This window comes from Actinomadura hibisca NBRC 15177 (assembly GCF_001552635.1).
GTDB lineage: Bacteria > Actinomycetota > Actinomycetes > Streptosporangiales > Streptosporangiaceae > Spirillospora > Spirillospora hibisca.
The window spans coordinates 44,988-67,916 of record NZ_BCRO01000054.1; the positions used below are offsets into that span (position 1 = coordinate 44,988).

The window sequence follows — 22,929 nt, forward strand, 5'->3', positions numbered from 1 at the left end:
GCGGCAAGATCTACGGCGCTCTCGGCGCTACGGCAGCAATCCCCCTGGCTCTCGTCGTCGGCATCGGCGTCGGCAACGCCGGTTCGGCAGACGCTCAGAACGTTGATGCCTCGTGCTTGCAGGCCACCGGCGTAGGGATGAACGCAGGCAAGGGCGAGATCATCGACGCCAACCAGGCGGCCAACGCGGCGATCATCTACCAGACCTCGGTGGAGATGAAGCTCCCCGCCCGCGCCTCGATCATCGCCATCGCCGCCTCCATGCAGGAGGACAAGCTTCAGAACAGCAAGGTCGCCGACAACCTGGACTCCCTCGGCCTGTTCCAGATGCGCCCCAGCCAGGGATGGGGCACCCCCGCGCAGGTCACCGACCCGGTCTACGCGAGCCGCAAGTTCTACTCCGTCCTGGTGAAGGTCGCCAACTGGCAGAGCATCCCGCTCACCGACGCCGCCCAAGCCGTCGAGAAGAGCGGCGACGACTCCCTCTACGCCCAGTGGGAACCCTTCGCCACCAACCTCACCAACGCGCTCATCGCCAAGACCGCCGCCTGCCCCAGCACCGTCGACTCCAGCGGGCTCGGCGGCGCCATCCTCGCCGCCGCCCAAAAATGGATCGGCCTGCCCTACCAGTACGGCGGCGGCGACCAGAACGGCCCGTCGATCGGCCAGAACAGCCGCGGCGACGGCGCCAAGGGATTCGACTGCAGCGGCCTCACGGTCTGGGCGGTCTACAAGGCGACCGGCGGCAAGATCCTTCTCCCCCGCACCTCCCAGCAGCAGTGGCAGGACAAGCGCTTCGTACACGTCTCCCGGGAGCAACTCCAGCCCGGAGACCTCGTCTTCTGGCCAGGGGCCGGCGGCAGCCCCAGTGCCCCTGGCCACGTCGGCATCTACGCCGGCAACGACCGGTTTCTGAACGCACCACAGACGGGCGCCACCGTGAGGTTCGACAGCATGGCACCGGGCACCTACCGCCACCGCACCTTCAGCGGCGGCGCCCACATCACCGCCCCCGGCACCAAGCCCATCATCACCAACCCCGACGGCAGCAAGGCCAAGTCCCCGCTCACCGGCACCGCCGGCTGCACCGCCCGCATGGTCGCCGTCCGGAACGAGATCGACGCGCTATTCGGGCCCTACCCGGCCATCGGCTGCGCCCGCCCCGGCGACCCCCAGGATCACGGCAAGGGTAAGGCGAGCGACTTCATGGTCAACTCTGGCGGGAAGATGCCCACCAGCGCCCAGGAAGCCCTCGGCGATCGAACCGCGAACTACGCGATCGCCCACTGGAAACGCCTAAACATCAAGTACGTGATCTGGAAGCAGAGGATCTGGAACGCCGGCATCGGCAACCCCTGGCGGAAGATGAACGACCGGGGCAGCATCACCGAGAACCACTGGGACCACGTCCACATCAGCATCAAATAGAAAGGGGACGAATAGCATCCGATGAGCTATTCGCTTACTTGAAGAAGGCGTTTGGGCTGACTGTTAGCCTGTCCGGGTGACGTCGAAAGGTTGTCTTGTGCTTTGGTGTGAGGAATTCTATGGAGCGCTAGGTCAGGGGAGCCATCTATCGTCGGGCGGGTCACGAGCTGGTGAACACTCGGTGCCACCTCGGGCTTCGGCGGCCGTACGACCCGAACCCCACAGTGACCCGCCGTGCGGCGCGCGGCCTCAGCCAGCAGGGTCGGCCACTCCGCTGCCGCCAGGCCACCACACCCGACTGCAACCAAAGAAGATATGACTTTTTCGGCATCCTTACTGTATTTTGCACCGACCTATCCATCATTGCTGGAATCCTTGCACATACCCGCCTCACAAACTCTTCCCGCTTTGAGGCGGGGTGAAAGTAGACATACTTGCGAGCGGCTCTAATCTGAAGCTCATTCAATTGATCTACCATAAAAGAGCCGATCGCGCCTCTTGCAGTGGTCGAACTCAGTGACATGATTGCATTTCTGGAAATAGGCAGAACCACGGCAGAGGCATCACCAACGGCCATCTTGTAAGAATGTATGATATCATTTTTCATTCCGACTGAGACGGCTGGACAGTCGCCGATGACAAGCTCGTTCGCGCCTGTTTCGAGTACTTCCACTCCCCAAGGATCGATCAAGATTCGCATTTTGGTGAACGTGCGTTCTATGCTCTCGCGAAACAGGGTGCCGTCAAGCTCTCCTTTGACCGCCTCGGACCGGTTTACTACACGCTCGGCATAATGTTCAATAGCCGGACCGTCAGTTAGGTAAAGGCCAGTCTCAGAGAGCGCCCAGGCCCGGAGTTCAGCTCCAAGCTCCCCGACGAGACGACGCTTCATCTTTCCCGATGTCTCGATAAAGGCGTTCTTGTGCACCTGGCTGTACCAGTGCGATCGCACAAGGTGCAAGGCGATTAAGTCCTTCAGCGCACTTGCTTCCTCCTGAGTGGGAATTGAAGTGCTGGCAATTATTCTAGGCAGAATCGGAGCTACCCTCTGCTCAACGATTCCCCAGAGTCTTTCTACCTGAGACGCATCTTTCTTAACGAAATTCTCGACCCATCCACAGGATCTAAGCGCCTTCGGACGGTGACCATGGTCGGGATGTTCGAGATTGAAGCTCACCACCTTCCAGCCGTTTCGGTCATATTTGGCAAACTGCTTCAACAGCATCTTGGACACAAGATGCTGTTGCCGCGGTTCGCCGGCCTTCTTTTGGGGTGACGCATCCATGGAATCTTGATACCACAGCATGGATGCAGTCTTCGCCTGATTATCTGGGACCCTTGCCCCCTTGGCGGACATGCACTTCATGTCTAGATTGCCCTATAAATCGGTGCCGACGGGCCGTGTGAGGCCGGTCATGCCCCCACGCCGATTCAGGCTCGTCCGTGGGTCGAAGGATCGGGTTGCAACCAGCGTTGGCAGGGACTTTTCCGCAAGTCGGCCCTGTTCGGCAGAGGGACTGTAAATCCTTCGGCTTAGACGTCGTCTCATTCGGCGAGGTGGCGGTAGCGGATGAGGGAGGCAGCGTTGCCGACTAGGGCCAAGAGGTGCTCAGCCTTGCGTTCGTAGCGGCGACGCAGTCGGCGGAAGCCGCTCATCCAGAACACCGTGCGCTCGACAACCCAGTGATGTCGGCCGAAGCGGTTGGAGTTTCGATACCGCGGTGGGCGACGCGCGGGACGATGTTTCGGCTGCGCAGCCATCTCCGCAGGACTGCATAGCCGTATCTCTCGTCGACGTGCAGCTTGCCTGGACGACGGCGGCGGCGGGCCGCGGCGAGACCGGGCCGACGGGATGCCGTGCACCAGCGGCCCCTAGTGCTTGGACGACCGTCCCTTCCCGTCCAAGTCGAAGAGCTTGCGCGCGGTCAAGAGCCCAACGCCTTCCCCTTCGGGCAGTTCCTCGATGGGTACCGCCGCCTTCTTCAGCTCTCGGGTGTGGCGGTACTCCGTGTCGGCGAAGTCGGGATCTCCGTAGGTCGTCAGCTGAATGTAGGCGCCTATCAGCAGCTGGGACACCTTGAGGTTCGCGCGACGCTGATCCTTCATCTCGTCCTGCAACTCAGGGAGATCTCGAATCGGGAAGGCACCGCCGTCGCGCCCGTGCTCGTTGACCAGTAAGACGAAGAGCGGCTGGTTGCCCCCGTAGGGCCACCGTGCGACGGCTTCGTACTGGCAGAGCCTGGTGTAGGTCCGTGACGGGAGACAGTCTCCGATCTCCAACAGAATCCCGTCTCGCGGCGGCGCCAGCAGATACTCGGCCTGGAGCGACTGTGGCAGCCTGTCGAGGGCGTCCAGGTCGGCGGGGTTGTTGAAACGGCGCGCAGGCAAAGACCGGCTGAAGGCCAGCGTGCCGTCTGGCTCTCCGCGGCCACCCTTCTGCTCCATATCGACGACAGCCGAGAGCCCGAACTCGGCAAGGCTATCGAGCGCCGCCTGGTTCGCCTCGCGCTCGGCGTCCTTCCCCGCCGTGGCGCCAACATCGACGGCGATCACGTCGATACACCCGGCGAACAGCGCCCACAGGAGGAAGTAGTAGGAGCCGACGCAGCCCTCCCATCCGCTTCCTCCGTGTGGTCGGCCGAGGGCATGGAAGAGAGAGCGGAATCGGCTCACGGTGTTCCGCGGGTGTTTCGCGATGAAGTCGATGAAGGGGGCGACTGCAGCGGACTCCAGCTCACCAATCGTTCCGTTGAGGAACCGGGCGAGGTCCCGATGCTCATCTCGCCGCATGCCCATGCAGCGATCCTGCCAGCTGGGGATCCGGTGATGACTGCAACCCACCGGTCATCTACTCGGTGGCGGGTCTGCCCATGATGAGCTGCAGTGACACCCCCACGTCCCCCAGATGAGTGGCGGCCGGTTGGCGGATTGGTGCAGGTCCAGACCGGTGTGAATCCTGAACAAGATGCAGGCACGGTCATACCCCAGGCAGATCCGTCCGGTGTGGGTGCAGGTATCACCGGGCCGGGACAGTGCGCGGGCGCCGAGTGGTGTTCAGCCAAAACAGCGGCCCGCTAGTGCGGACGGTGCCCTGACTGGCACCGTGTCGTATTCGACCGTGGTACTCAGCGGGCGGGGCGGGTTGCGGGGTAGTGGTGCCAGGTTCCGCTGGCGACGCTGGCGTGTTTGGTGGTGGTGCCGTGGTGGAACCCGAGGGCTTGGACGACGACGGGCGCGGGTGCTTGAGGCACGAGCTGCCGGAAGGCCGCGGTGCGGGTCTGAGTGACCGAGAGGCCGAGCGGCCGCAACTGGTGCAGGAGGGCGCCGGGTGAGAGCGGTTGGCTCGGCGCCGACGCCGTTGATGGCGACTCGAAACTGCCAGCCGAGCCTACGAGCCTCTTCCAGGAACCGACTCGCTCTTTTTGAAGCCTCCGGTCGTAGCGTCAGCTAGGAAAGCCACAAGCTCGGGCTCCCTGAAACGCAACTGCCTACCCAGGCGGATCACCGGCAGTGTTCCCGCCTCAACGGCGTCGTAGACCCAGCTCTTCTTGATACGGAAGAGCCTGCATACCTGATCCACGTCGAGCAGACGCAGGCTCTCGAAATCGTCGGCCCTGTCCAGGGACGTCTGTAGATTCTCATCAGAGTTACTCACGAAGTTGAATCTACACCCATGAGAATTATCGAGTCAACGGGCCCACCTCCAGAGTCCAGAGGTTCGTGCTGGCAGCCCGGCGGGCGCACTGATCACCTGGCAGCTCGACCGGGAGGGAGGCCTTGGAGCGCTCGCGCACTCTCCACCATGGCCCGGATGGCATCCAGCGCGTCTTCAGACAGGCCATCCGCGTAGATCGCCTGATCGCGTGCCGTATCACCAGCGGCAGTATCAGGCTCCTCGAAGAAGTAGCTCGGCCGGACTCCGAAGAATCCAGCGATCGCGATGATGTGCTTGTAGGTCGGGTTGTCCTTCTCGCCCTTCCGCAGGGCGTGGATGTAGCTCCCGGCGATACTCGGCCCATCGCCCGTCTCGCGGATGGCTTCCGCGACAGCCTGACTGCTGTACCGCTTCCCGTCCGGACGCGTCACAGTCTGAAACAGGTGTTCGAGTCGCTCAGCGAACAGGCCAGGCAAGGAGGCGGGCTTGTCACTCATCTGCTTCAGTGCCTCTCCAAACGTCTACAAGACTTCCCATGGGTGGAAGTCTCGGCAGTGTCGTTCTCCTCAGTGTAGTTTAGTCGGTCGCTCGATTGCAGGATCAAGCTCGTGGCGAAGACTCGCCAACGCATCCGACACCCGTGGGGATCTGCGATAACGACAGCATCCACCACGCCCGCGCGGTTCGTGATTTCGTAGTCGGCCAGCCCGGTCTGCACCTGTGGTTCGGCGCCCACTACAGCCCCGACGGCAACTTAGCCGAGCGACTCTGGGCCTCACGCAAGGCGTTCGTGCCGACGCCCCACCACCTGATCGGGTCGGCGCAGCCGATCCACGCCTTCTTCCGCGCCCGCCCACCCGACCAGCACCGCGCCTTGGAGCAGCCCCTAGTTTCCCCCTGTTACATGCAGAACTCTTGGAACGCTTAATTCAGCTGGGGATCGGATCGCGGCAAGGGCGAGCTCGGCGGCCGGTTCGGGGCGGTATGCATGCGCTGTTCACGGCTGGTCGCGATGGCAAGCGATACGCACCGACCCCAGGTCCCGCACCTACCGGTTGCGGGACCTGGGGGCGGTGTCAGCGCGCCGTCAAGCGGCTGCCGTGCTGTCTAACTGTCTATAGCGTTAACCGCGTCGGTGACGAGATGCAGACCGGGACGCGGCGCTAGTCGTTCGCCGGCCATTTCGCGAATCAGAGCCGGTCCCATCATCGACTCCATGCGCTCCATCATGGCGGCCATCTGGGCCATCATCGCCTCCTGGGCGCCGGGCTCCTTCTGCTTGTAGCCCAAGAGGACGTCCATGGCGTTGGCCGCAGTGTCGCTTTCCTCCGCCAGGGCCCATACGTAGTGGGTGGTGGAGCTGAGGTCGTTGTGGCCGAGGCGGGCTTGGACGTCGGGCAGGGGGACGCCGTTGGCTAGCAGGAGCGAGGCGTGGGAGTGGCGGAGTTGATAGGGGGTGATGTCGACGCCGATCTTCCGGCGAGCGGGGATCCAGATGTTGCTCCACTCGCTGGAGGCCATGTAGTCGTTGCTGTCGCGCCGAACGCGCTGGCGCGTGGTCTTGCCGCGGCGAGCCATCTTCTGTACTCGGTACGCCGAGCGGTAGTCGCGGTAGGTCTGTACGCACGGACCGCAGCGGCACTTGTGCTTGACGTAGGTGGACACCTTCGCGTGGGTGACGCGGTTGCCGGTCACTGCGGAGATGAAGGTTGTCTGTGCTGCGGCCAGCATCTCCTCTTCGGTGCACCGGGGCAGGTTGACCCAGGCGGTGGCCGGCATGAATAGCCGGATGGGGAAGATCAGGTCGCCCGGCTGCAGGCCGTGCTCGATGACGTGGGCGCGGATCTTCTCGACCAGCGGTCGGCCGAGCTTGAAGCGGCGGTGTTCGCCGTTCTTGGTGTAGGGGCGGGTGACGAACCTGCCGCCGGTGGGGTGGAACTGGCGGGCCACCTCCACAGTCGAGCGGCAGACCGTGAGCATGCAGGTCTCATAGTCCAGATCACCTTCTTCGAATGAGATCGCCTCACAGAAGCGGACGCCGGTCGAGATGATGTATTCGGCAAACAGTTTCTGGGTCGGCAGCGGCAGCTCTTCGCAGAGTTCCCAGAAGACGGTCTCGTTGATGACCTTGATCGACTTGTGAGCGGCCTGCTTACCGACGTTGAGGCCGCGGATGGGGTTGTCCGTCCGGTACTTCATGGTGACGGAAAGTTTGATCATGGCGGACAGCACCGTCCGGCACGCCTTCCTGTTGTTGACCGTCGTGCCAGCGTCATCAAGTGCGGTGAAATACTGGACGGCCTCGGTCGAGGAGAACGTGGCGATCCGGTGCTTCCTCAGGTACGGGCGGATGTGGTTGATCCAGTTCCCGAAGTAGGTCTGCATGGTGTTCGGCTCGACCCGATGGTGGCGCTGGAAGATCGGCCAGAACGCCTCGAAGGTGACGGCCCGCTTCTGCGCGAGCGTCATCGAGTCCAGCGAGTCGGCGTCGCGCTCGTCCTGCTCGCGCCGCGCGGCGGTCAGCGCTTCGAGTTCGTCATCGTAGGTGCCCGCCGAACGCGGCTTGGCGGTGGCGTCCCAGTACATGCCGGTGTAGCGCGGCTGACCGGTGCGCTTGCTGACTTTGGTGACTACGTACGGCTGTCTCATCTAACTCCGTCTCCTTGATCAACGGGTTAGAGAGACGGCTAAAGAACTGCCCGACACTGTCCTCCACCAGACTCCATCACCTCTTGATCAACATGCCTCTGACCTGCGGTTTCTTCTTGATTCTAGGCATGTTTGGCGGTGTTTGGCCATTTGGGAGGGCTCGGGCAACGTAGCCGCTCTCGACCTGCTGCGCGCCATCATGAAGGAACCGCAGACCCTCGACGCGTTCTTCACCGAGGTGGACCAGGCCGCCGGAGCCGACCCGCGCCTGGACGCGGCCATCACCGAGGTCAAGGACTCCTTCACGGACCTGGCGACCGTGGAAGTGCGCGCCCGCCGCATCGCCGAACGCCTGGCCCTGGTCCTGCAGGCATCTCTGCTGGTCAGGCACGGCCACCCGGCGGTAGCGGACACGTTCTGCGCGACCCGCCTGGCCGGCGACTGGGGCCACGCCTACGGCACCCTGCCCCCCGGCCTGGACCTGTCCCCCATCATCGACCGAGCCACCCCCAAACTCGGCTGACCACGCCCGGAGGAAATGGGCGTAACGGCGGGTTCGGGGATGGGGCCCTTGCTACATTTTGCCGATCATGGTGCGTGTGGGAGTCCTCGGGCCGTTGGACGTCCGGGTGGGCGGGGCCCCGGTCGTCGTCAGGCGGCGGCGGCAGCGGGCCGTTCTGGGGATTCTGCTCGCCGCTCGGGGGCACAGCGTTCCGGTCGATCGGATCGTTGGGGCGCTGTGGGCTGAGGACTCGCCTGCCAAGCCCCGTACCTCCCTGCACTCCTACGTGTCCAATCTGCGCGGTGTTCTGGAGCCCACCCGGCAGGTCCGTGTTCCTTCGCGGGTTCTGGTCGGTGGACCGGAGGGGTACGCCCTGCGGCTTGCCGATGACGCTGTGATCGCCACGGGGTCGTCCCCGCCGTCCCCCACCCTTTCCCGAGGAGAGTTCCACCATGGCCCTCATCTGCGGCCACGACGCCCCCGCCCACGGCCTGCCCCTGTGCGAGCACATCCGGAACGCGGCCGCCGACCCGCTCGACCACTACATCCACTACACCGGCCGGGGCCTGGAGCGGCAGCACATCTGCGGGATCTGCCACGCCGAGGCCGCCACCGCCGTGACCGCGGCCGTGTGCGAGGACTGCTTCGACGCGACCCTGGGGAGTTCACTCGGCGTGCTCGGGCACCCGCAGGTCATCGACGCGTCCCGGCCCCTCCCCGGCGCGGTGGAGACCGTCCCGTTCCCCGACGGGACCGGGACGGTGGTGGACCTCGCGCCGACCGCCCACGGGTTCGTGCTGCTGTGCGACGACGGACGCGTCCTGCGCTGGGACACCGGCTCGGGGACCTGCGCCGAGGCCGCCCGCAGCACGGTCGCCGTGCCGGACGACACCGAGCCCTGGAACGATCGCGAGCAGGCCCTCCGGCTGCACGCCTCCCGCGACGGGGCCTACGCCGCCGTCGTCATCGACTACGGCCGCACCGGAGAGATCATCGACCTGTCCACCGGAGCCGTCACGATCTCCCTGGAGAACGACGGTTACTACAGCTACACCGTGCCGTTCTCCCTGGCGTTCACCGAGCACGCCGGGCGCACGGTCGTCCTGCACCGCCCGCAGTGGAGCGTCGTCGAGGCCGTGGACGCCGCGACGGGCGCGCCGGTGGCCCGGACACCGGCGGACGACCCGCCCTCGGCCTGGTCAGGCCAGTTCCACGGCGCCCTGCGCCTCAGCCCGGCCGGTACCCGGATCGCTTCGGACGCCTGGCTGTGGCACCCCGTGGGCCAACTCTTCGCCTGGGACCTCGGCCAATGGCTCACCAGCGGCGAGCACGCCCAGGGCGTCGACTGGTGGCAGTTCCCGGGCTGCGCCTACTACTGGAACCGCCCCGTCGCCTGGCTCGACGAGAGCCACCTCATCTTGGGCGGCCTGGGTGACGACGAGGACGAAATCGCCCCCGGCGCACGCGTCTTCCACCTCGGCCACCGCGAACGTGGGGAGACGGTACTCGACGAGGTCGCGACCTTCGCCGGGCCCGAGGGCCGCTTCTTCACCGCGGACGGCCTGCTGTTCTCCGCCGCCGAACCCGGCCTGGAGATCTGGGACCCCGCCACGGGCACCCGCCTCGGCGCCCTCACCGGCTTCCGGCCCACCCACCACGACCCCGTACGCGGCGAACTCGTCGAACTCTCCGCCACCGGGCTGCGCCGCTGGCAGACCGCCCGTGCCACGTTCTGAGACGTCTCGGCCGCCGGGACGCCGCCGCTGGAGAGCCGACGAGATCAGCGCCCGCGACCTCACCCCCGCACACATGGACGCCCTTCTACGAGTTCCTGCTGCGGCGCACCCGGTACCTCCTCGACGCCCACCCGCCCGGCACCGAGGAGCACCGGACGGCCCAAGCACTGCACCAGGCCATCGGGCGGCCCCGGGAGGAACTCCAGGACTGCTTCTAGAGCGCGGCCCTGTACCGGCCTGGGGACTGCGCGAACTCGCGCTTGAAGGCGTGCGCGAAGGCGTACTCGGAGCCGTAGCCGACGCGTTCCGCGACCGCGCTCAGCGGCGCGTCGGACGTCCGCAGCAGCCGCGCCGCCGTCGTCAGCCGCCACCACGTCAGGTACGCCAGCGGCGGGCGTCCGACCATGGTGGTGAAGCGCTGGGCGAACGCTGAGCGGGACAGGCCGGCCCGCGTGCCGAGTTCCTGGACGGTCCACGGGTGGGCGGGCGCGTCGTGGATCGCGTCCAGCGCCGCGCCGACGGCGGGGTCGGCGAGCGCCGCCGCCCAACGGTACGGGCCGTCCGGGCAGGTGGGCTGCCGCTCCAGCCACGCGCGCAGGATGTAGAGCAAGAGGGTGTCCAGCAGGGACGGGATGATCGCGGCTGCGCCGGGGCCGGGATGCTCCAACTCGGTGCCGAGCAGTTCGACGGTCGCGCGCAGTCGGGGGTGCCGTCCGGGGCGGGCGGGCAGGTGGACGACGTCCGGCAGCTCCTCCAGCAGGGGGTGGCCCCGATCGGCACCGAGCAGGTACGCGCCGCACAGCACGACGCTGCCGGGTCCGTCCGGCGCGCTGATCTCGTACTCGCCGGGACGCGGCAGGAACACCACGTCACCGGTGCACATCGCCACGGGCGGGCCGTCGCCGAGGACAAGCGTGTACGCACCTTCCAGGACGACCTCGAATCCGGCCGTGCCCGGTGGGAGCCGGAACCGCTCGGTCCATGGGGTCGTCCGCTCGAAGCGCGCCGACTGCGAGGCGCCGGTCCGCAGCACGGTGATCACGTCGCTCAGCACGTCCATGGGTCAGGACGATCGCACATCCTTGGCGGATCGTGGAGCATTGGCCGTCCGGTGATGCGGATTTACGGTCATGGTGATCGACAAGGAGAGGAACCCATGATCGTTCTGTTGCTGCGCTTCGCCTTCAAGCCCGAGACCGACGAGCCGACCCGCGACCGCGTCCTGGAGCTGATGCGGCGCACGTCGGCCGTCGAGTCCGTCGCGTTCGCGACGGTCGGCCCGCTGCTCGGCGGCCCCGCCGAGGGCTTCACGCACGCGTACTGCGTCGGCATCCCCGACCTGGCGGCGCTGGAGCGCTACATCCACGACCCGGTGCATCTGGCCGGGGACCCCGACATCCTGCCGCACTTCGCCCGGCTGGCCCACGTCCGGCTGTCCGACGACCCGGACCCCGAGCTGGCCGCCAAGGTCTACGAGCTGCACCTGAAGAAGGTCGCGCTGTACCCCGAGTGGGGCGAGCTGCTGGACTCGATCCCGCAGTAGGGATCCAGACTGTCTCCAGCTGCCGGCGGTCGTCGAAAGCGCTGGTCAGGGCGTTTCCCAGGGCCGGGTGGAGATCGCGTCGTGCCCCGCCCGGATCAGGCGGCGGGCGCGCGGGAAGTCGCGCAACCGCTCCTCCAGCAGGTCCAGCCCCGGCAGCAGGGAGCGGGCCGGGACGCCGCGCGCGGTGAGGATCTCCCCCGTCCAGGTCAGGAAGCCGGTGAACAGGTCGGGGTCGTCCACGTAGAGCGCGGCGGCCAGGAAGTCCACGATGTGGGCCAGGTCCTCGGCGGTGCGTTCGCGCTGGTCGTCGTCGTAGGCGGCCATGGCCGGGTAGCGCCGCTCCAGCCCCTGGAAGGTCTCGCGCACCAGGTCGCGCGAGGACCGGGTGACCATCGTGTACTCCTGGTCGGCCAGGTGCGGCAGGTCGTCGACCGCCTGGTGGGGCGGGCGCGGGCGGGGCAGGGGCCCGGCGGCGAGCCGGTCGGCGGCGGCGCGGGCCTCAGGCGCCCAGGCGTCGGCGCCCATCAGGCGGGCGTAGCGGCCGTCGGCGCCGAAGCCGAGGCCGCCGACCATGACCGGCGTGCCCGCCGCCTGGACGGCGGTGATCGCGGCGTGCGCCAGCGGCAGGCGGGTGGGCAGCGCGGCCGACAGGCACACCGCGTCGGCCCCGGTGCGGTGGACCTGGCCGATCAGGTGCGCGGTGGGCACCTGCGCGCCGAGGTAGCCGACCTGCCAGCCGCGCAGCCGCAACGTCTCGGCGAGCAGGCGCGCGGGCAGGGCGTGCCACTCCTTGTCCACGCAGGCGACCGTGATCCGGCCGAGGAACTCGGCGGGACGGTCGGCGGGCAGCGCGGCGATGACGCGGTCGTTGATGGCGGTGGCGGCGTGCTCGTCGGCGACGCTCATGCGGTTGGCGGCCCACTCGGCGCCCACCCTGTGCTGGACGGCGCCGATCACCTCCAGCAGCACGGTCTCCGCGTCCAGCCCGGCGTCCAGGGCGTTGGTGACGACGTCGAGAGCGGAGTACTCGTCGGCCGCGCGGGCGGCCGTCCACAACTTGCCCGCCCATTCGGCGGCCCGCTCGTCGCGCTCGGGCGAGGCGAGGCGGGCGCCGACGCGGTGCGGCGCGGGAGTGGTCGTCATGCGGTGTACCTGCCCGGGGTCGTCCCGTCCACGGCGCTCAGGTGCGCGCCGCGCGGCGCGGTGATGGCCAGGGCGGCGATGTCGTCGTGGTCGCCGTCGCCGATCCACTGGTCGACGAGCATCTGCACGCGCTCGACGACGGCCTCGGCGGGCAACCCGGCGCACTCGGCGAGGGCGCGCCGCAGGCGCTGCTCCCCGAACATGGTGTCGCCCAGCGGCCCGCCCCTGGCCTCGGTGACGCCGTCGGTGTACAGCAGGCACGTCTCACCCGGCACGAGCCGCACCTCGGCGGTCCGGGACACGATCGACGGCATCACGCCGATCAGGGAGCCGCCGGTGTCGGCCTCCTCGACGGTGCCGTCCCGCCGCACGATCAGCGGCGGCGGGTGCCCGGCGGAGGTCAGCCGCAGCAGCACGTCGCGGTCGTCGCGGCGGACCGACGCCAGCACGAGCGTCACGAAGCGGGCGTGGTGGCTGTTGCACAGGGCGTTGTTCAGCAGCCGCAACATCTGGCCGTGGTCGCCGCCCATCGGCAGCAGGGCGTGCAGCGTGTTGCGGATCTTGCCGGTGAGCACCGCCGCCTCCAGGCCCTTGCCCGCCACGTCGCCCAGCACGGCCAGGGCGTCGGGGCAGTCCTCGCTCGGCGGGTGCACGTCGTAGAAGTCGCCGCCGACGCGGTCGGTGTCGACGCTGGCCCGGTACCCCCCGGCGAACTCCACCCCCTCGGTCTGCCGCAGGACGGGCGGCAGCAGGTCCCGCATGAGGGTGTCGGTCACCGCGTTCTGCTCGGCGTACAACCGGGCGGCCGACATCGCCGCCCCGGCCCGCGCGGCGAACAGCCCGGCGAACGTCTCCTCGGTCTCGCTGAACGCCGCCCGGGGCGCGCGGCGCAGCAGCACCAGCGCGCCGGCTGGCACCCCGTGGCCCGGCAGCGGCGTGATCACCAGCGAGCCGACCTCCCCGAACCCGTCGGGGATGAGCCAGCCGGGCGCGGCGGCGGGGTCGATCCAGCGCGAGGGCACCGGCGGGAACCCGCGCAGCGCCTCCGCCAGGCCCGGCACGCTCTGCACGGCGCCGGAGACGGTGCCGCGGGTCAGCCGGCCCTCGGCGTCGCAGCTGACCATCGGCGGCTTCCGCGTCGTGGTCGGCGCGATGACCAGCGCGGCGTCGGCCAGGTGCGCGGCGGCCAGCCGCGCGGTGATCTCCATGCAGCGGTCGAGGTTCAGCGACGCCAGCAGGGCGCTGGACGCCTCGGTGAGGAACCGGGTGCGCTCGCGCTCGGCCTCCAACTCCGCGACGGCCGCGCGGTGGGCGGTCTCCTCCACCAGCCACCACGCCGTTCCCCCGCCGGGCAGGACGGACGGGTGCGCCGCGAAGAAGCCCTCCCCCACGGTGCCGCGCACGGGATCGGCGTCCGGGGTGCGGGGCGCGTCGGCGAGCCAGCCGGGCGAGGACAGGGCTTCGCCGACGCGCACCTCCGGCAGGAGGGCGAGGGCCGCGTCGTTGAGTTCCATGACGTGACCGGCGGTGTCGGTGACCACCACCGGATAGGGAGCCGCGGCGACGCTCACCACGCAGGGGTCGCCGGTACGGGAGCTGTCCGGGGACGAAATCATGAATCGGGGCCCCTCCGGCGGGGCCGCTGCCTCTCTCATCAGACGAGGGAGAAGGTTGCCGGGACGCAACAATCCCCTACCGCAGAGTACGCCCGCAACCGTCCCGGCAGTAACGGCCGTCCCTCTCGCCCGCCTCGGGGCGCCCCTGGGTCGCGGCCCCGGCGCCGCTCCGTCCCTCTGACCGCGCAGGGGCCGCTGGTTACAATCGGAGCCGTGCCTAGCCCCCGCGTCACAGGTGTCCCGCTCGCATGTCGCGCCACTCCCGCACCACGGACCCTCCCGAACGCGCCTTTCCCTTTTCCGCGTCTTCGCTTTGCGGCTATCCCGCCTTCTATAGAATGGAACTCGGGAACTCGGGAACTCGGGAACTCGGGAACTCGGGAACTCGGGAACTCGGGAACTCGGGAACTCGGGAACTCGGGAACTCGGGAACTCGGGAACTCGGGATATAGGCGTTCCGGCGGGTCAAAGGCGGGGCGCCGGTGCGTGACGGCGTGACCGGGGAGCCGCTGAGGCAGCAGGCCGACGGCCGGAGCCTCGGCGAGCGGAGGCGTTGGGAGACCTTCCGTCCGCAGCGGACGGTGCTGGTCGTGGTCCGCACCTTCACCTCCACCGTCCGGGCCCTGGAAGCGCTGTCGGTGTTCCGGCTCGACGTCCGGGTCGAGATCCTTTTCGCGTTCGACGAGTCGTCGGCGTTCCACGAGGGCGTCGCGGAACTGCTGGCACGGGCGCAGGTGCGCCTGGTCCCCTGGGATCGCGTCGCGCGGCTGCCGGTCGACCTCGTCATCACCGCCAGCGAGAACATCCGGATCCCCGAGGTGTCGGCCCCCATCGTGGTGCTGCCCCACGGGATCGGCTTCCACAAGTTCGTCGCGGACTCCGACGGCGAGGGCCGGAGGTTGTCCGGCGTCGTGCCCGCCGAACGGCTTCGTGAGCACCCCATGTGGATGGTCACCGCCCACTCCGCGCAGCGGGCGCAGCTCGCCGCCGACTACCCGGAGGCGGCGACGCGGTGCGTGCTCGTCGGGGACATCGCCTTCGACCGCGTGCGGGCGGCGGCCGGTTCGCGGGGACGGTTCCGCGAGGCGCTCGGGGTGCGGGACGGGCAGCGGCTCGTCGTCGTCTCGTCGAGCTGGGGGCCGGGGTCCCTGCTGGCCGCGCACGGCCGGTTGCCCGCCCGGCTGCTCGGCGCCCTCGCCGCCGACGAGTACCGGGTCGCGCTGGTCGCCCATCCCAACGTCTGGTACTGGCACGGTCCGCACCAGGTGGGGCTCTGGCTGGCCGACGCCTTCGCCGCCGGTCTGGTCCGCTTGCCGCCCGACCGGGGCTGGCAGGCGGCACTGGTCGCCGCCGACCTGGTCGTCGGCGATCTCGGCTCGGTGTCGTTGTACGGCGCCGCCCTGGGCCGCCCCCTGCTGCTGGCCTCGACGGAGATGCCGGTGGCCCCGGGAAGCCCCGCCGCCGCCCTCGCCACCGGCATGGCCGTGCTGGACCACGACAAGGCACTGGAGCCCCAGGTGACGGCGGCCATCGACCGTGGGGGCGACGACTCGGTCGCCGATGTCCTGTTCGAGGGGGTGGGGACGGCCGACGACCGGCTGCGCGCCCTCCTCTACCGGCTGCTCGACCTGCCCCTACCGCCGGACCGGCCGCCGCTCGTCACCGTGCCGGACCCGGCGCCGCAGACCGACGAGCCGCGCTCCTTCGAGGTCCTGTCCCGGCTGGCCGGTGACACGGTCGAGGTCCGGCGGCATCCGGCGGCCGTCGCGTGCGCGGCGGAGCCGCCGCCGGGCGGGGTGCGGCACCTGAGCGTCGGGGACGACGAGCCCGACCGGCGGCTGCCCGACAACGCCTCGGTGATCGTGCGGCGGGCGGCGGCGGCCGATCCCGCCGCCGTGGCCGCCGACCTCCTGGACGGCCATCCCCAGGCGCGGTTCGCGGCCGTCGCCTCCGCGGACGGTTGCGTCGTGGCACGGCGGGACGGCCCGCCCGTCATGGTCGAGGGGACGGCGGACCCGTCGTTGCTCGCCACCGCCGTCTACACCTGCTGGCGGGCGGGCCGGCTCGACGAAGGTCCCGCGCCGCTGGCGCTACGCGTCGGGAGCCGGGTCTTCCGGATCGTCCTGCGCTAGCTTCCGAGCGATCTCGTCCGCTTCGGGGTGGTCGACCTGCCGGTAGATCTCCAGGGCCCGCGCCAGGTGCGCGCGCCTGGCCTCGCCGTCGGTTTCCAGGTCGGCCAGCCGGAGCCGGATCCGCGCTTCGTAGTGGCTGCCCGCCAGGGCGGGGATCGCCGCCTCCAGCGTGGCCCGCGCGCCGTCGACGTCTCCCGTCTCGGCCAAGGTGAGGCCCAGGCCGACCTGGGTGCGCGCCAGCATGCGCGCGTCGCCCAGCTCCTTGAACAGGACGAGTGCCGCGTCGTAGGCGGTGCGCGCTTCGGCGTGCCGGCCCAGCGCGCGCAGGCTGTCGCCGCTGAAGGCGTCGGTGAGCGCGACGCCGCGCCGTTCACCGGCGCGCGCGTTGAGGTCGCGGGCCTTCCGGTAGGCGTCGAGCGCCGCGGCGTGGTCACCGGTCCCGGCGCGGAGCCGGGCGTCGAACTCCCACACCGACGCCTGGAGCACCGCGTCACCGGCGCGTTCGGCGAGCCGGTGCGCCGTGTCGAGTTCGGCCCGTGCGAGTTCGGGTTCGCCGCGCTCGCCGAGCGCGCGGGACATGAAGCTGCGCAGCCGGGCCTCGGCCCAGGGTTCGTCGAGCGCGCGGGCCGCGTCCGCGCCGAGACGGCCGGTGTGGATCCAGGCCGTCAGGTCGCGACGGTCTGGGTAGTAGGCGGTCAGCCCGTCGGCCAGCAACATCGCGGTGCGCAGGAAACCGGCGTCGAACGCCGCCTGCACGACCGGTGCCAGGTTGGGGCGTTCGGCGTCCAGCCAGGCGAAGGCCCGCTTCACGGGCTCGTCGCCGGTGAAAGGGTCGGGCCGGTCGCGCAGCAGGTCGGCGTGGTCGGCGATGCGGGTGCGGTCGCGCCCTTTCGCCCGGTCGGCGAACGCGATCCGCACCAGGTAGTACTGGAGAACACGTTCCAGGGCCGCTTCGCGCTGCTCGGCCGGTTCCGTCTCGGCCTGCTCCCGCGCGTGCAGCCGGATCAGGTTGTTGGGGAAGGTGTACCAGCCGTTCGGATCACCGTGCAGCATGTGGGCCTCGGTGAGCGCCGCCAGCGACGCGGCCGCGCGGTCCGGTGCGGTGTCGAGGAGCTCACCGGCCGCCTCGGGGACGATGGCGACGCCGGGGAACAGGCCCAGGCGGCGGTAGGCGAAGCGCAGTTGCTCGGGCAGCGACGTGTAGACCGTCGTGAAAGCTGCGGACACGACCTGCTTCCCTCCCAGTCTGAGTTCCTCCAGCAGCCGGCGGTCGTCCTCGACCAGACGCGCGACGAGGTGCGGCTCCCTGCCCTCCAACGCCCGCGCCACGCGCTTGGCCAGCACCAGCAGCGCCAGCGGGACGCCCTCGCACAGCCGGACGAGGGCCGGCTGCCCGGGGCCACCGGCCGTCCGCTGGAACAGCAGCGTGCTGTGCTCGTCGTCCAGCCGGTCCAGCCGGTGGAAGACCGCGTCGTCCATCGCCAACTCGGACAGGTCCGTGCCCGGGGCGGCGCTGACCAGGAGCAGGCTGTCGGGCCGGTTCGTCGCGAAGGCCGTCACCTGGGCGGGCCGGGTCGCGTTCTCGACGACCACCAGCACCGGGCCGGGACGCGCGGCCAGCGCCGCCTGGTAGCGCAGCCGCAACGACCGGCGGCTGCGCGGGGCGTGCTCGGGCGCGATGCCCAGACCGCCGAGGACGTCCACGAGCATCGCTTCGACGTTCACCGCGTCCGGGTCGGCGGCCGCGCCGAACTCCGCGCAGTCCACGTGCAGCCTGCCGCCGGTGAACCGGTCGCCGTGCAGTGCGGCGAACCGGCGGACCAGCGCTTTCTTGCCGATCCCCGGCGGTCCCTCCACCACGACGATCCGTTCGGCGGCGGCCGTTTCGTCGGGAGCGGCGGCGAATCCGGCCGATTCGACGAGTGCGGCCAGTTCCCGGTGCCGGTTCTGAAAGTCGCGGCGCGACAACGGCACCTGATTCAGCGGTTCGTTTCCCGGGCCGGAATCGGCGACGTGCAGATGCACGTCACGGCCCGCCTGAATGGCGGTCCGGATCTGGTCCGACACCAGCCGGTTCCCGGTGACGCTTTGTGGACCGTCCACACCAACTCCGCTCCGCGCGACCGCCCAGCAGACCATCCCTGAGCCGACCGTACACGGAGCCGCCGCCGCGTGGTGGCGAGGACTATCGGAAAGCGCTTCGGGCGCGAGAGTATGGAGCCTTCGTCAGGATTCCACGACTCCCCGGGGGAACCATGACCGATCCCGCGATGCTCGCCATCGCCACCGCCGCCTCGGCCGCGATGGCCGGCACCTACGCCCAGAGCATGGGCGAGGCGTCCAAGCAGGCGATGGGCGCGCTGGTCACCCGCATCAAGCAGCGGTTCCAGCGCGAGCCCGGCGAGGAGGCGCTGATCGGGCGCGTCGTCGCGCACCCCGAGGACGAGGACGCCGTGCGGGCGCTGGCCGACGCCCTGAGCCGGCTGGCCCAGGCGGACCCGCGGTTCCGGGACGAGCTGGAGGAACTGGCCGAGCGGGCCGGGGTGGAGACCGCCTCGCACGCGTCGGGCTCGGTCACCATCAACGCCGGCAGCATCGGCAAGTCGATCTCGGCGGGGCGCGACCTCACCATCGGGGACATCACCATGTAGAAGCGGATCATCCCGCCGGTAGGGTTGCCCCGTCCCCCCTCTCGCCGCGGCTCGGCGGCGACGGCAGTGCGACGGCAATCGGAGCGGCATGACACAACCGTGGGCGCGGGTCCCCCTCGGCCCGGAAGCGGCCCGCTGGCGGACCGGGGGCACCGAGCGGCTGGTCCTGGCCGTCGTCCACAACGTCACCTCCCTGACCCGGCTGCTCGACACCCTCGCCGCCGTCGAGGGCGACCCGCGGGTGCAGGTGCTGTTCACCTGGACGCGCTCCTCGCCCTTCACCCATGACGTGGAACGTTTTCTGGCCGACATCGGCGCGCTGACCATTCCTTGGGAACAGGCCGTCGCCAGCGAATTCGACCTGGCTGTCAGTGGGAGTTACGGCGGCGAGTTGGAACAATTAAAAGCGCCATTGCTGACCGTTTCCCACGGTGTGGGATATAACAAAATTCTGGCCAGGAACCAGGACCCGGGAATCTTCGGCCTTTCTCCCGACTGGTTGCTGCATGAAGGCCGCCTGATCCCCACTTCGCTGATCCTTTCCCATCCGGAACAGCTCGACCGCCTGGCACGCGACTGTCCGCAAGGTCTCCCGGCGGCCGTCATTGCAGGCGATCCCTGTTTCGACCGCATGCTCGCCGGTGTCTCCCACCGGGCGCGGTACCGTCGCTCGTTCGGTGTCCTGCCCCGCCAGAAGCTGGTCTTCGTCACCTCCACCTGGGGGCCGGACTCGCTGTTCGCCCAGCACGCGGAGCTATTACCGCGACTGCTCGCCGAGCTGCCCCTCGATGACTACCGCGTCGTGGCCGCGCTCCATCCCAACGTCTGGCACGGTCACGGCCCTTGGCAGGTGCGGGCGTGGCTCGCGCCGAGCCTGCGGGCCGGGCTGACGCTGCTGCCGCCGCGCGACGGCTGGCGCGCCGCCCTGGTGGCCACGGATCTGGTCATCGGCGACCACGGCTCGGTCACCTTCTACGGGGCCGCGCTCGACCGCCCCGTCCTGATGCCGGGCTTCCCGCACCACGCCGTCGATCCCTCCTCCCCCGTCGGGCTGCTGGGCGCGGCGGCTCCCGCGCTGGCCGCCGACCGTCCGCTGCTCCCCCAGGTCAGGCGGGCGCTGGCTGACCACCGGGCCGGGCGGTACAGCGAGATCACCCGTTCCGTCACCGCAGCGCCCGGCAAGGCCACCGCGCTGCTCAGGGCGGAGATGTACCGGTTGATGAAGCTGCCCGAGACCGGACCGCCGCCCGCCGTCCACCGGGTGCCGCTTCCCGGCCCCGAGGCGCAGGCGGAGACGGTCACGACGGTCCTGGTCGCGGCGCGCCGGGAGGGCGACGTGCTGACCGTCGAACGTTTCCCGGCCGCGCTCGGCCTGAACCGGCCGGGCTTCGCCGACGGCCGCCACGTCTGCGCCGACGAGTCAGAGCCCGAGCAGCGCCTGCTGGAACTCGCCGACATCATCCACGGCCCCGCCGCCACCGACCATGCTGCGGCCGTCCGCTGGCTCGACGACACCATGGCGAACTATCCGGGCTGCTTCGTCGCGGCGGTCCCGACCGGACCGCACGAATGCCTGGTCCAGGCTCGCGGCGGCCGTGCCGTACGTTGCGTGACCGACCAGCCCGCGCTGGCGGCGTCGCTGGTCTACGACTGGCTGGCGCAGGAACGCGGGCTGGAGACGCTTCCGGCGGACCAGACCGTGGTCGCCGGTCCCACGCGGCACCGGTTGCGGTTCGTCACGGGGAGTTGAGCGCCGCGAGCCGGTCGCGCACCCGGGCCGCGCCGGCGTCGTTCCGTGCCTCCAGGAGCGCCAGCGCCTGTTCCAGGTAGGTGACGGCCGCTCGGGAGTCGCCAGCGTGTTCGGTCACCACGCCCAAGGTCTCCAGGGCGACGATCCGCTCCTTCTCGTCGCTCTCGGTGGACAGCAGCGCCACCGCCTGGTCGAGAACGTCCCACGCCTGCTCGTAGTCCCCCGCGCGATACAGCACCTGGCCCAGGTTGATGAGCGACTTGCCCCCGTTGTAGCCGTCGTCCAACGCGGCGAACATGCGCCGGGCGCGCCGCAGCGGCCGCTCGGCCTCGGCGTGCCGCTCGACCGCGCTCAGGGCGCGTCCCAGATGCCGCCAGGCCAGCGCGCTCGCCCGGTCGTCGTCCTCCGCCGCCGACAGGTTCAGCCGCAGGTTCTCGTTGAGGAACTCGACGGCCTTCGCGGCGGCCTCGGGATCGGTCGCCGCCAGTTCCGGCAGGCGCTCCGCGCCGGACGCCTCCAGCATCAACAATCCGAGGGACTCCACGGCGGTGGCCTCGCCGCGGTGATGCCCGATCGCGCGGTCCGCGCGCAAGGCCGCCTCGAACTGCTCCACCGCCTCGGCGGTCCGCTCCATCGCGAGGTATCCGAACCCGAGCTGGCAGTGCATCCGGCCGACGAACCGGGGATCGGTCGCCTGCGGTGCGGCCGCGACGCCCGCCTGATGGATCTCGATCCAGTGGTCGTAGGCGCGGCCTTTCAGGCACCAGGCCCACTGCGCCTCGACGAGCTGGACCACCAGGTCGTTCCAGGAGCGCTCGGCCGCGAGGCGCACCGCCGCGCGCAGCGCCGCGTGGTCGTCCTCCAGGCGGCGGAACGCGGCGTCCTGCTCCAGCGCCGGATCGCCGTCCGCGAAGTCGTCGTAGACCGGGCCGAGCCGCCAACGTTTCGGCAGCAGCGCGTGATCGGCCTCGGCGGCCCTGCGCAGGTACCAGACGACGGCCTCGTGCTGGGCCGCCCGCAGTTCCTCGGCCGAGGCCAGTTCACGGACGTGCTCCAGCACCAGGTCGTGGAGGCGGTGGCGGCCGTCGGGGAGGCGTTCGAGCAGGCCGGCCGAGACGAGTTCGTCCAGCGCGTCCGCAGGTTCCCGGCCGTACAGCGCTTCGGCGAGTCCGGCGGGGACGACCTGGCCGAACAGGGCGCCGAAGCTCCGGTAGAGGGCGGCGGCGGACGGGGACAGCGTGCGATAGCCGGCATTCAGGGCAGCGAACACGTGGGAGGGGCTTCCCGGTTGGGCGGCGGGCAACCCCATCGCCTCCTGGCTCATCAGGTCCGTGGTCCGGGCGAGGCCGTCCCGGCGGGTGATCCGCCGGGCGGCCGAGCAGAGCGCCAGCGGCGAGCCCCCGGCCAGCCGCACGAGGGTCTCCAGCTCCGGCGGCGGCACCGGCGCGACCCGGTCACCGGCCATCCGCCGGACGAGCAGGCCCGCGTGCGCGTCGTCCAGCGGCTCGACCATGAGCTCGACGGCGTTGTACAGGTTCGCCGGGCAGGTCCGCGCGGTGACGAGCAGGACGCTGCCCGCGCCGCCCGGGACCAGCGGCCGCACCTGCGCGGCGACCGTGACGTTGTCGAGCAGGACGATGGCGGGCGACGCGCTGGTGAGCGTCCGGAACAGGCCGCTCAGCTCGCCGGTCCCGGCGGGCAGGGCGGCGGGGTCCTCCCCGAGCGCCCGCAGGAACCCGCCCAGCACGTCGACGGCGGTGCGCGGGCCCCCTTCGGCCATGTCGGCGTACAGGTGCGGGCCCGGGACCTCGTCGGCGACCGAGTGCACCCAGCGGGCCATCAGCTCGCTCTTGCCGATGCCGCCGGGCCCGGTGCACACCACCACCAGCGGCAGCCCGGCGTCGCGCGCGAGCCGCCACGCGTCGGTCAGGTCCCGCAGGTGGTGCTCGCGGTTCAGGAAGTAGACGCTGGGGGCGGGGACCTGCCGGGGGACCGGCCTGTCCGGGCGCGCGGCGTGCTGGTGGACGCCGCCGTTGATCGTGATGTTCTGGCCGACCAGCGCCATGTCGATCCGGTCCGCGTTCACCTCGCTGGACCGTCCACCTTCAGGAAGCCCCATCGGTCC

17 protein-coding genes and 1 pseudogene are annotated in these 22,929 nt (G+C 69.8%); 7 read left to right on the forward strand and 11 right to left on the reverse strand.

The window, feature by feature from the left end; genetic code table 11:
• Nucleotides 1–137 precede the first annotated feature (137 nt).
• Nucleotides 138–1,427: a C40 family peptidase gene (locus tag AH6_RS25400; protein WP_067484294.1), complete on the forward strand. Its 1,290-nt coding sequence runs from the start codon at nucleotides 138–140 to the stop codon at nucleotides 1,425–1,427.
• 160 nt (nucleotides 1,428–1,587) lie between these two features.
• On the opposite strand, the gene AH6_RS42735 is transcribed toward AH6_RS25400, so the two are convergent.
• The 6 genes and pseudogenes from AH6_RS42735 to AH6_RS25425 all read right to left on the reverse strand — a co-directional run bounded on the left by AH6_RS42735 (nucleotide 1,588) and on the right by AH6_RS25425 (nucleotide 7,731).
• Nucleotides 1,588–2,784: a DUF4238 domain-containing protein gene (locus tag AH6_RS42735; RefSeq protein WP_169807905.1), complete on the reverse strand. Its 1,197-nt coding sequence runs from the start codon at nucleotides 2,782–2,784 to the stop codon at nucleotides 1,588–1,590.
• Nucleotides 2,785–2,972: 188 nt separating this feature from the next.
• Nucleotides 2,973–3,296: pseudogene (locus AH6_RS42740) on the reverse strand (IS5/IS1182 family transposase); the annotation flags it as partial.
• A gap of 3 nt (nucleotides 3,297–3,299) precedes the next feature.
• A complete protein-coding gene (locus AH6_RS25405; RefSeq protein WP_067484297.1) occupies nucleotides 3,300–4,223 on the reverse strand; it encodes a hypothetical protein in 924 nt (307 codons plus the stop codon).
• Nucleotides 4,224–4,815: 592 nt separating this feature from the next.
• The gene (locus tag AH6_RS25410; RefSeq protein ID WP_067484301.1) at nucleotides 4,816–5,082 is read right to left on the reverse strand and encodes a helix-turn-helix domain-containing protein; all 267 of its coding nucleotides are present in this window, start codon (nucleotides 5,080–5,082) and stop codon (nucleotides 4,816–4,818) included.
• A 92-nt stretch (nucleotides 5,083–5,174) separates the two neighbouring features.
• The gene (locus tag AH6_RS25415; RefSeq protein ID WP_083983440.1) at nucleotides 5,175–5,579 is read right to left on the reverse strand and encodes a helix-turn-helix domain-containing protein; all 405 of its coding nucleotides are present in this window, start codon (nucleotides 5,577–5,579) and stop codon (nucleotides 5,175–5,177) included.
• 610 nt (nucleotides 5,580–6,189) lie between these two features.
• A complete protein-coding gene (locus AH6_RS25425) occupies nucleotides 6,190–7,731 on the reverse strand; it encodes a tyrosine-type recombinase/integrase (protein WP_067484307.1) in 1,542 nt (513 codons plus the stop codon).
• Between the two features lie 142 nt (nucleotides 7,732–7,873).
• On the opposite strand from AH6_RS25425, the gene AH6_RS25430 reads away from it, so the two are divergent.
• Nucleotides 7,874–8,254: a hypothetical protein gene (locus AH6_RS25430; protein ID WP_067484320.1), complete on the forward strand. Its 381-nt coding sequence runs from the start codon at nucleotides 7,874–7,876 to the stop codon at nucleotides 8,252–8,254.
• A gap of 431 nt (nucleotides 8,255–8,685) precedes the next feature.
• Nucleotides 8,686–9,969, forward strand: coding sequence for a WD40 repeat domain-containing protein (locus AH6_RS42750; protein ID WP_169807907.1), 1,284 nt, complete (start codon nucleotides 8,686–8,688; stop codon nucleotides 9,967–9,969).
• A 214-nt stretch (nucleotides 9,970–10,183) separates the two neighbouring features.
• Here AH6_RS42750 and AH6_RS25440 read toward each other — a convergent pair whose 3' ends face one another.
• Nucleotides 10,184–11,029 (reverse strand): AraC family transcriptional regulator, encoded by an 846-nt coding sequence (locus AH6_RS25440; protein ID WP_067484323.1) that lies wholly within the window; start codon nucleotides 11,027–11,029, stop codon nucleotides 10,184–10,186.
• 96 nt (nucleotides 11,030–11,125) lie between these two features.
• On the opposite strand from AH6_RS25440, the gene AH6_RS25445 reads away from it, so the two are divergent.
• Complete coding sequence (locus AH6_RS25445; protein WP_067484326.1) at nucleotides 11,126–11,512, forward strand: Dabb family protein; 387 nt, start codon at nucleotides 11,126–11,128, stop codon at nucleotides 11,510–11,512.
• 45 nt (nucleotides 11,513–11,557) lie between these two features.
• Here AH6_RS25445 and AH6_RS25450 read toward each other — a convergent pair whose 3' ends face one another.
• Nucleotides 11,558–12,655, reverse strand: a complete 1,098-nt coding sequence (locus tag AH6_RS25450; RefSeq protein ID WP_067484329.1) for a cobalamin B12-binding domain-containing protein — start codon at nucleotides 12,653–12,655, stop codon at nucleotides 11,558–11,560.
• Nucleotides 12,652–14,271: a PP2C family protein-serine/threonine phosphatase gene (locus tag AH6_RS25455; RefSeq protein WP_067484332.1), complete on the reverse strand. Its 1,620-nt coding sequence runs from the start codon at nucleotides 14,269–14,271 to the stop codon at nucleotides 12,652–12,654. The genes AH6_RS25450 and AH6_RS25455 overlap by 4 nt, the downstream gene beginning before the upstream one ends.
• 482 nt (nucleotides 14,272–14,753) lie before the next feature.
• Here AH6_RS25455 and AH6_RS25460 point away from each other — a divergent pair, with 482 nt between their 5' ends.
• On the forward strand, nucleotides 14,754–16,403 hold the full coding sequence (locus AH6_RS25460) for a hypothetical protein (protein WP_083983443.1): 1,650 nt from the start codon (nucleotides 14,754–14,756) through the stop codon (nucleotides 16,401–16,403).
• On the opposite strand, the gene AH6_RS25465 is transcribed toward AH6_RS25460, so the two are convergent.
• Nucleotides 16,362–18,506, reverse strand: coding sequence for a tetratricopeptide repeat protein (locus AH6_RS25465; protein WP_067484335.1), 2,145 nt, complete (start codon nucleotides 18,504–18,506; stop codon nucleotides 16,362–16,364). The genes AH6_RS25460 and AH6_RS25465 overlap by 42 nt on opposite strands.
• Before the next feature lie 152 nt (nucleotides 18,507–18,658).
• Between AH6_RS25465 and AH6_RS25470 the strand changes: the two genes are divergently transcribed.
• Both AH6_RS25470 and AH6_RS25475 read left to right on the forward strand, forming a co-directional pair.
• Nucleotides 18,659–19,054, forward strand: coding sequence for a hypothetical protein (locus AH6_RS25470; RefSeq protein WP_067484338.1), 396 nt, complete (start codon nucleotides 18,659–18,661; stop codon nucleotides 19,052–19,054).
• Between the two features lie 88 nt (nucleotides 19,055–19,142).
• A complete protein-coding gene (locus AH6_RS25475; RefSeq protein ID WP_067484341.1) occupies nucleotides 19,143–20,804 on the forward strand; it encodes a hypothetical protein in 1,662 nt (553 codons plus the stop codon).
• On the opposite strand, the gene AH6_RS25480 is transcribed toward AH6_RS25475, so the two are convergent.
• Nucleotides 20,791–22,923 carry a tetratricopeptide repeat protein gene (locus tag AH6_RS25480; protein ID WP_157431714.1) on the reverse strand — a complete coding sequence of 711 codons (2,133 nt, stop codon included), beginning with the start codon at nucleotides 22,921–22,923 and terminating at the stop codon, nucleotides 20,791–20,793. The genes AH6_RS25475 and AH6_RS25480 overlap by 14 nt on opposite strands.
• Nucleotides 22,924–22,929: the final 6 nt, after the last annotated feature.

What these genes read in the sequence shown, in the direction of transcription:
- AH6_RS25455 (WP_067484332.1), bottom strand. Translation starts at nt 14,271, where the DNA reads ATGATTTCGTCCCCGGACAGCTCCCGTACCGGCGACCCCTGCGTGGTG.
- AH6_RS25415 (WP_083983440.1), bottom strand. Translation starts at nt 5,579, where the DNA reads ATGAGTGACAAGCCCGCCTCCTTGCCTGGCCTGTTCGCTGAGCGACTC.
- AH6_RS25425 (WP_067484307.1), bottom strand. Translation starts at nt 7,731, where the DNA reads ATGAGACAGCCGTACGTAGTCACCAAAGTCAGCAAGCGCACCGGTCAG.
- AH6_RS42750 (WP_169807907.1), top strand. Translation starts at nt 8,686, where the DNA reads ATGGCCCTCATCTGCGGCCACGACGCCCCCGCCCACGGCCTGCCCCTG.
- AH6_RS25470 (WP_067484338.1), top strand. Translation starts at nt 18,659, where the DNA reads ATGACCGATCCCGCGATGCTCGCCATCGCCACCGCCGCCTCGGCCGCG.
- AH6_RS25445 (WP_067484326.1), top strand. Translation starts at nt 11,126, where the DNA reads ATGATCGTTCTGTTGCTGCGCTTCGCCTTCAAGCCCGAGACCGACGAG.
- AH6_RS25480 (WP_157431714.1), bottom strand. Translation starts at nt 22,923, where the DNA reads ATGGGGCTTCCTGAAGGTGGACGGTCCAGCGAGGTGAACGCGGACCGG.
- AH6_RS25400 (WP_067484294.1), top strand. Translation starts at nt 138, where the DNA reads ATGAACGCAGGCAAGGGCGAGATCATCGACGCCAACCAGGCGGCCAAC.
- AH6_RS25440 (WP_067484323.1), bottom strand. Translation starts at nt 11,029, where the DNA reads ATGGACGTGCTGAGCGACGTGATCACCGTGCTGCGGACCGGCGCCTCG.
- AH6_RS25405 (WP_067484297.1), bottom strand. Translation starts at nt 4,223, where the DNA reads ATGGGCATGCGGCGAGATGAGCATCGGGACCTCGCCCGGTTCCTCAAC.
- AH6_RS25475 (WP_067484341.1), top strand. Translation starts at nt 19,143, where the DNA reads ATGACACAACCGTGGGCGCGGGTCCCCCTCGGCCCGGAAGCGGCCCGC.
- AH6_RS25450 (WP_067484329.1), bottom strand. Translation starts at nt 12,655, where the DNA reads ATGACGACCACTCCCGCGCCGCACCGCGTCGGCGCCCGCCTCGCCTCG.
- AH6_RS42735 (WP_169807905.1), bottom strand. Translation starts at nt 2,784, where the DNA reads ATGTCCGCCAAGGGGGCAAGGGTCCCAGATAATCAGGCGAAGACTGCA.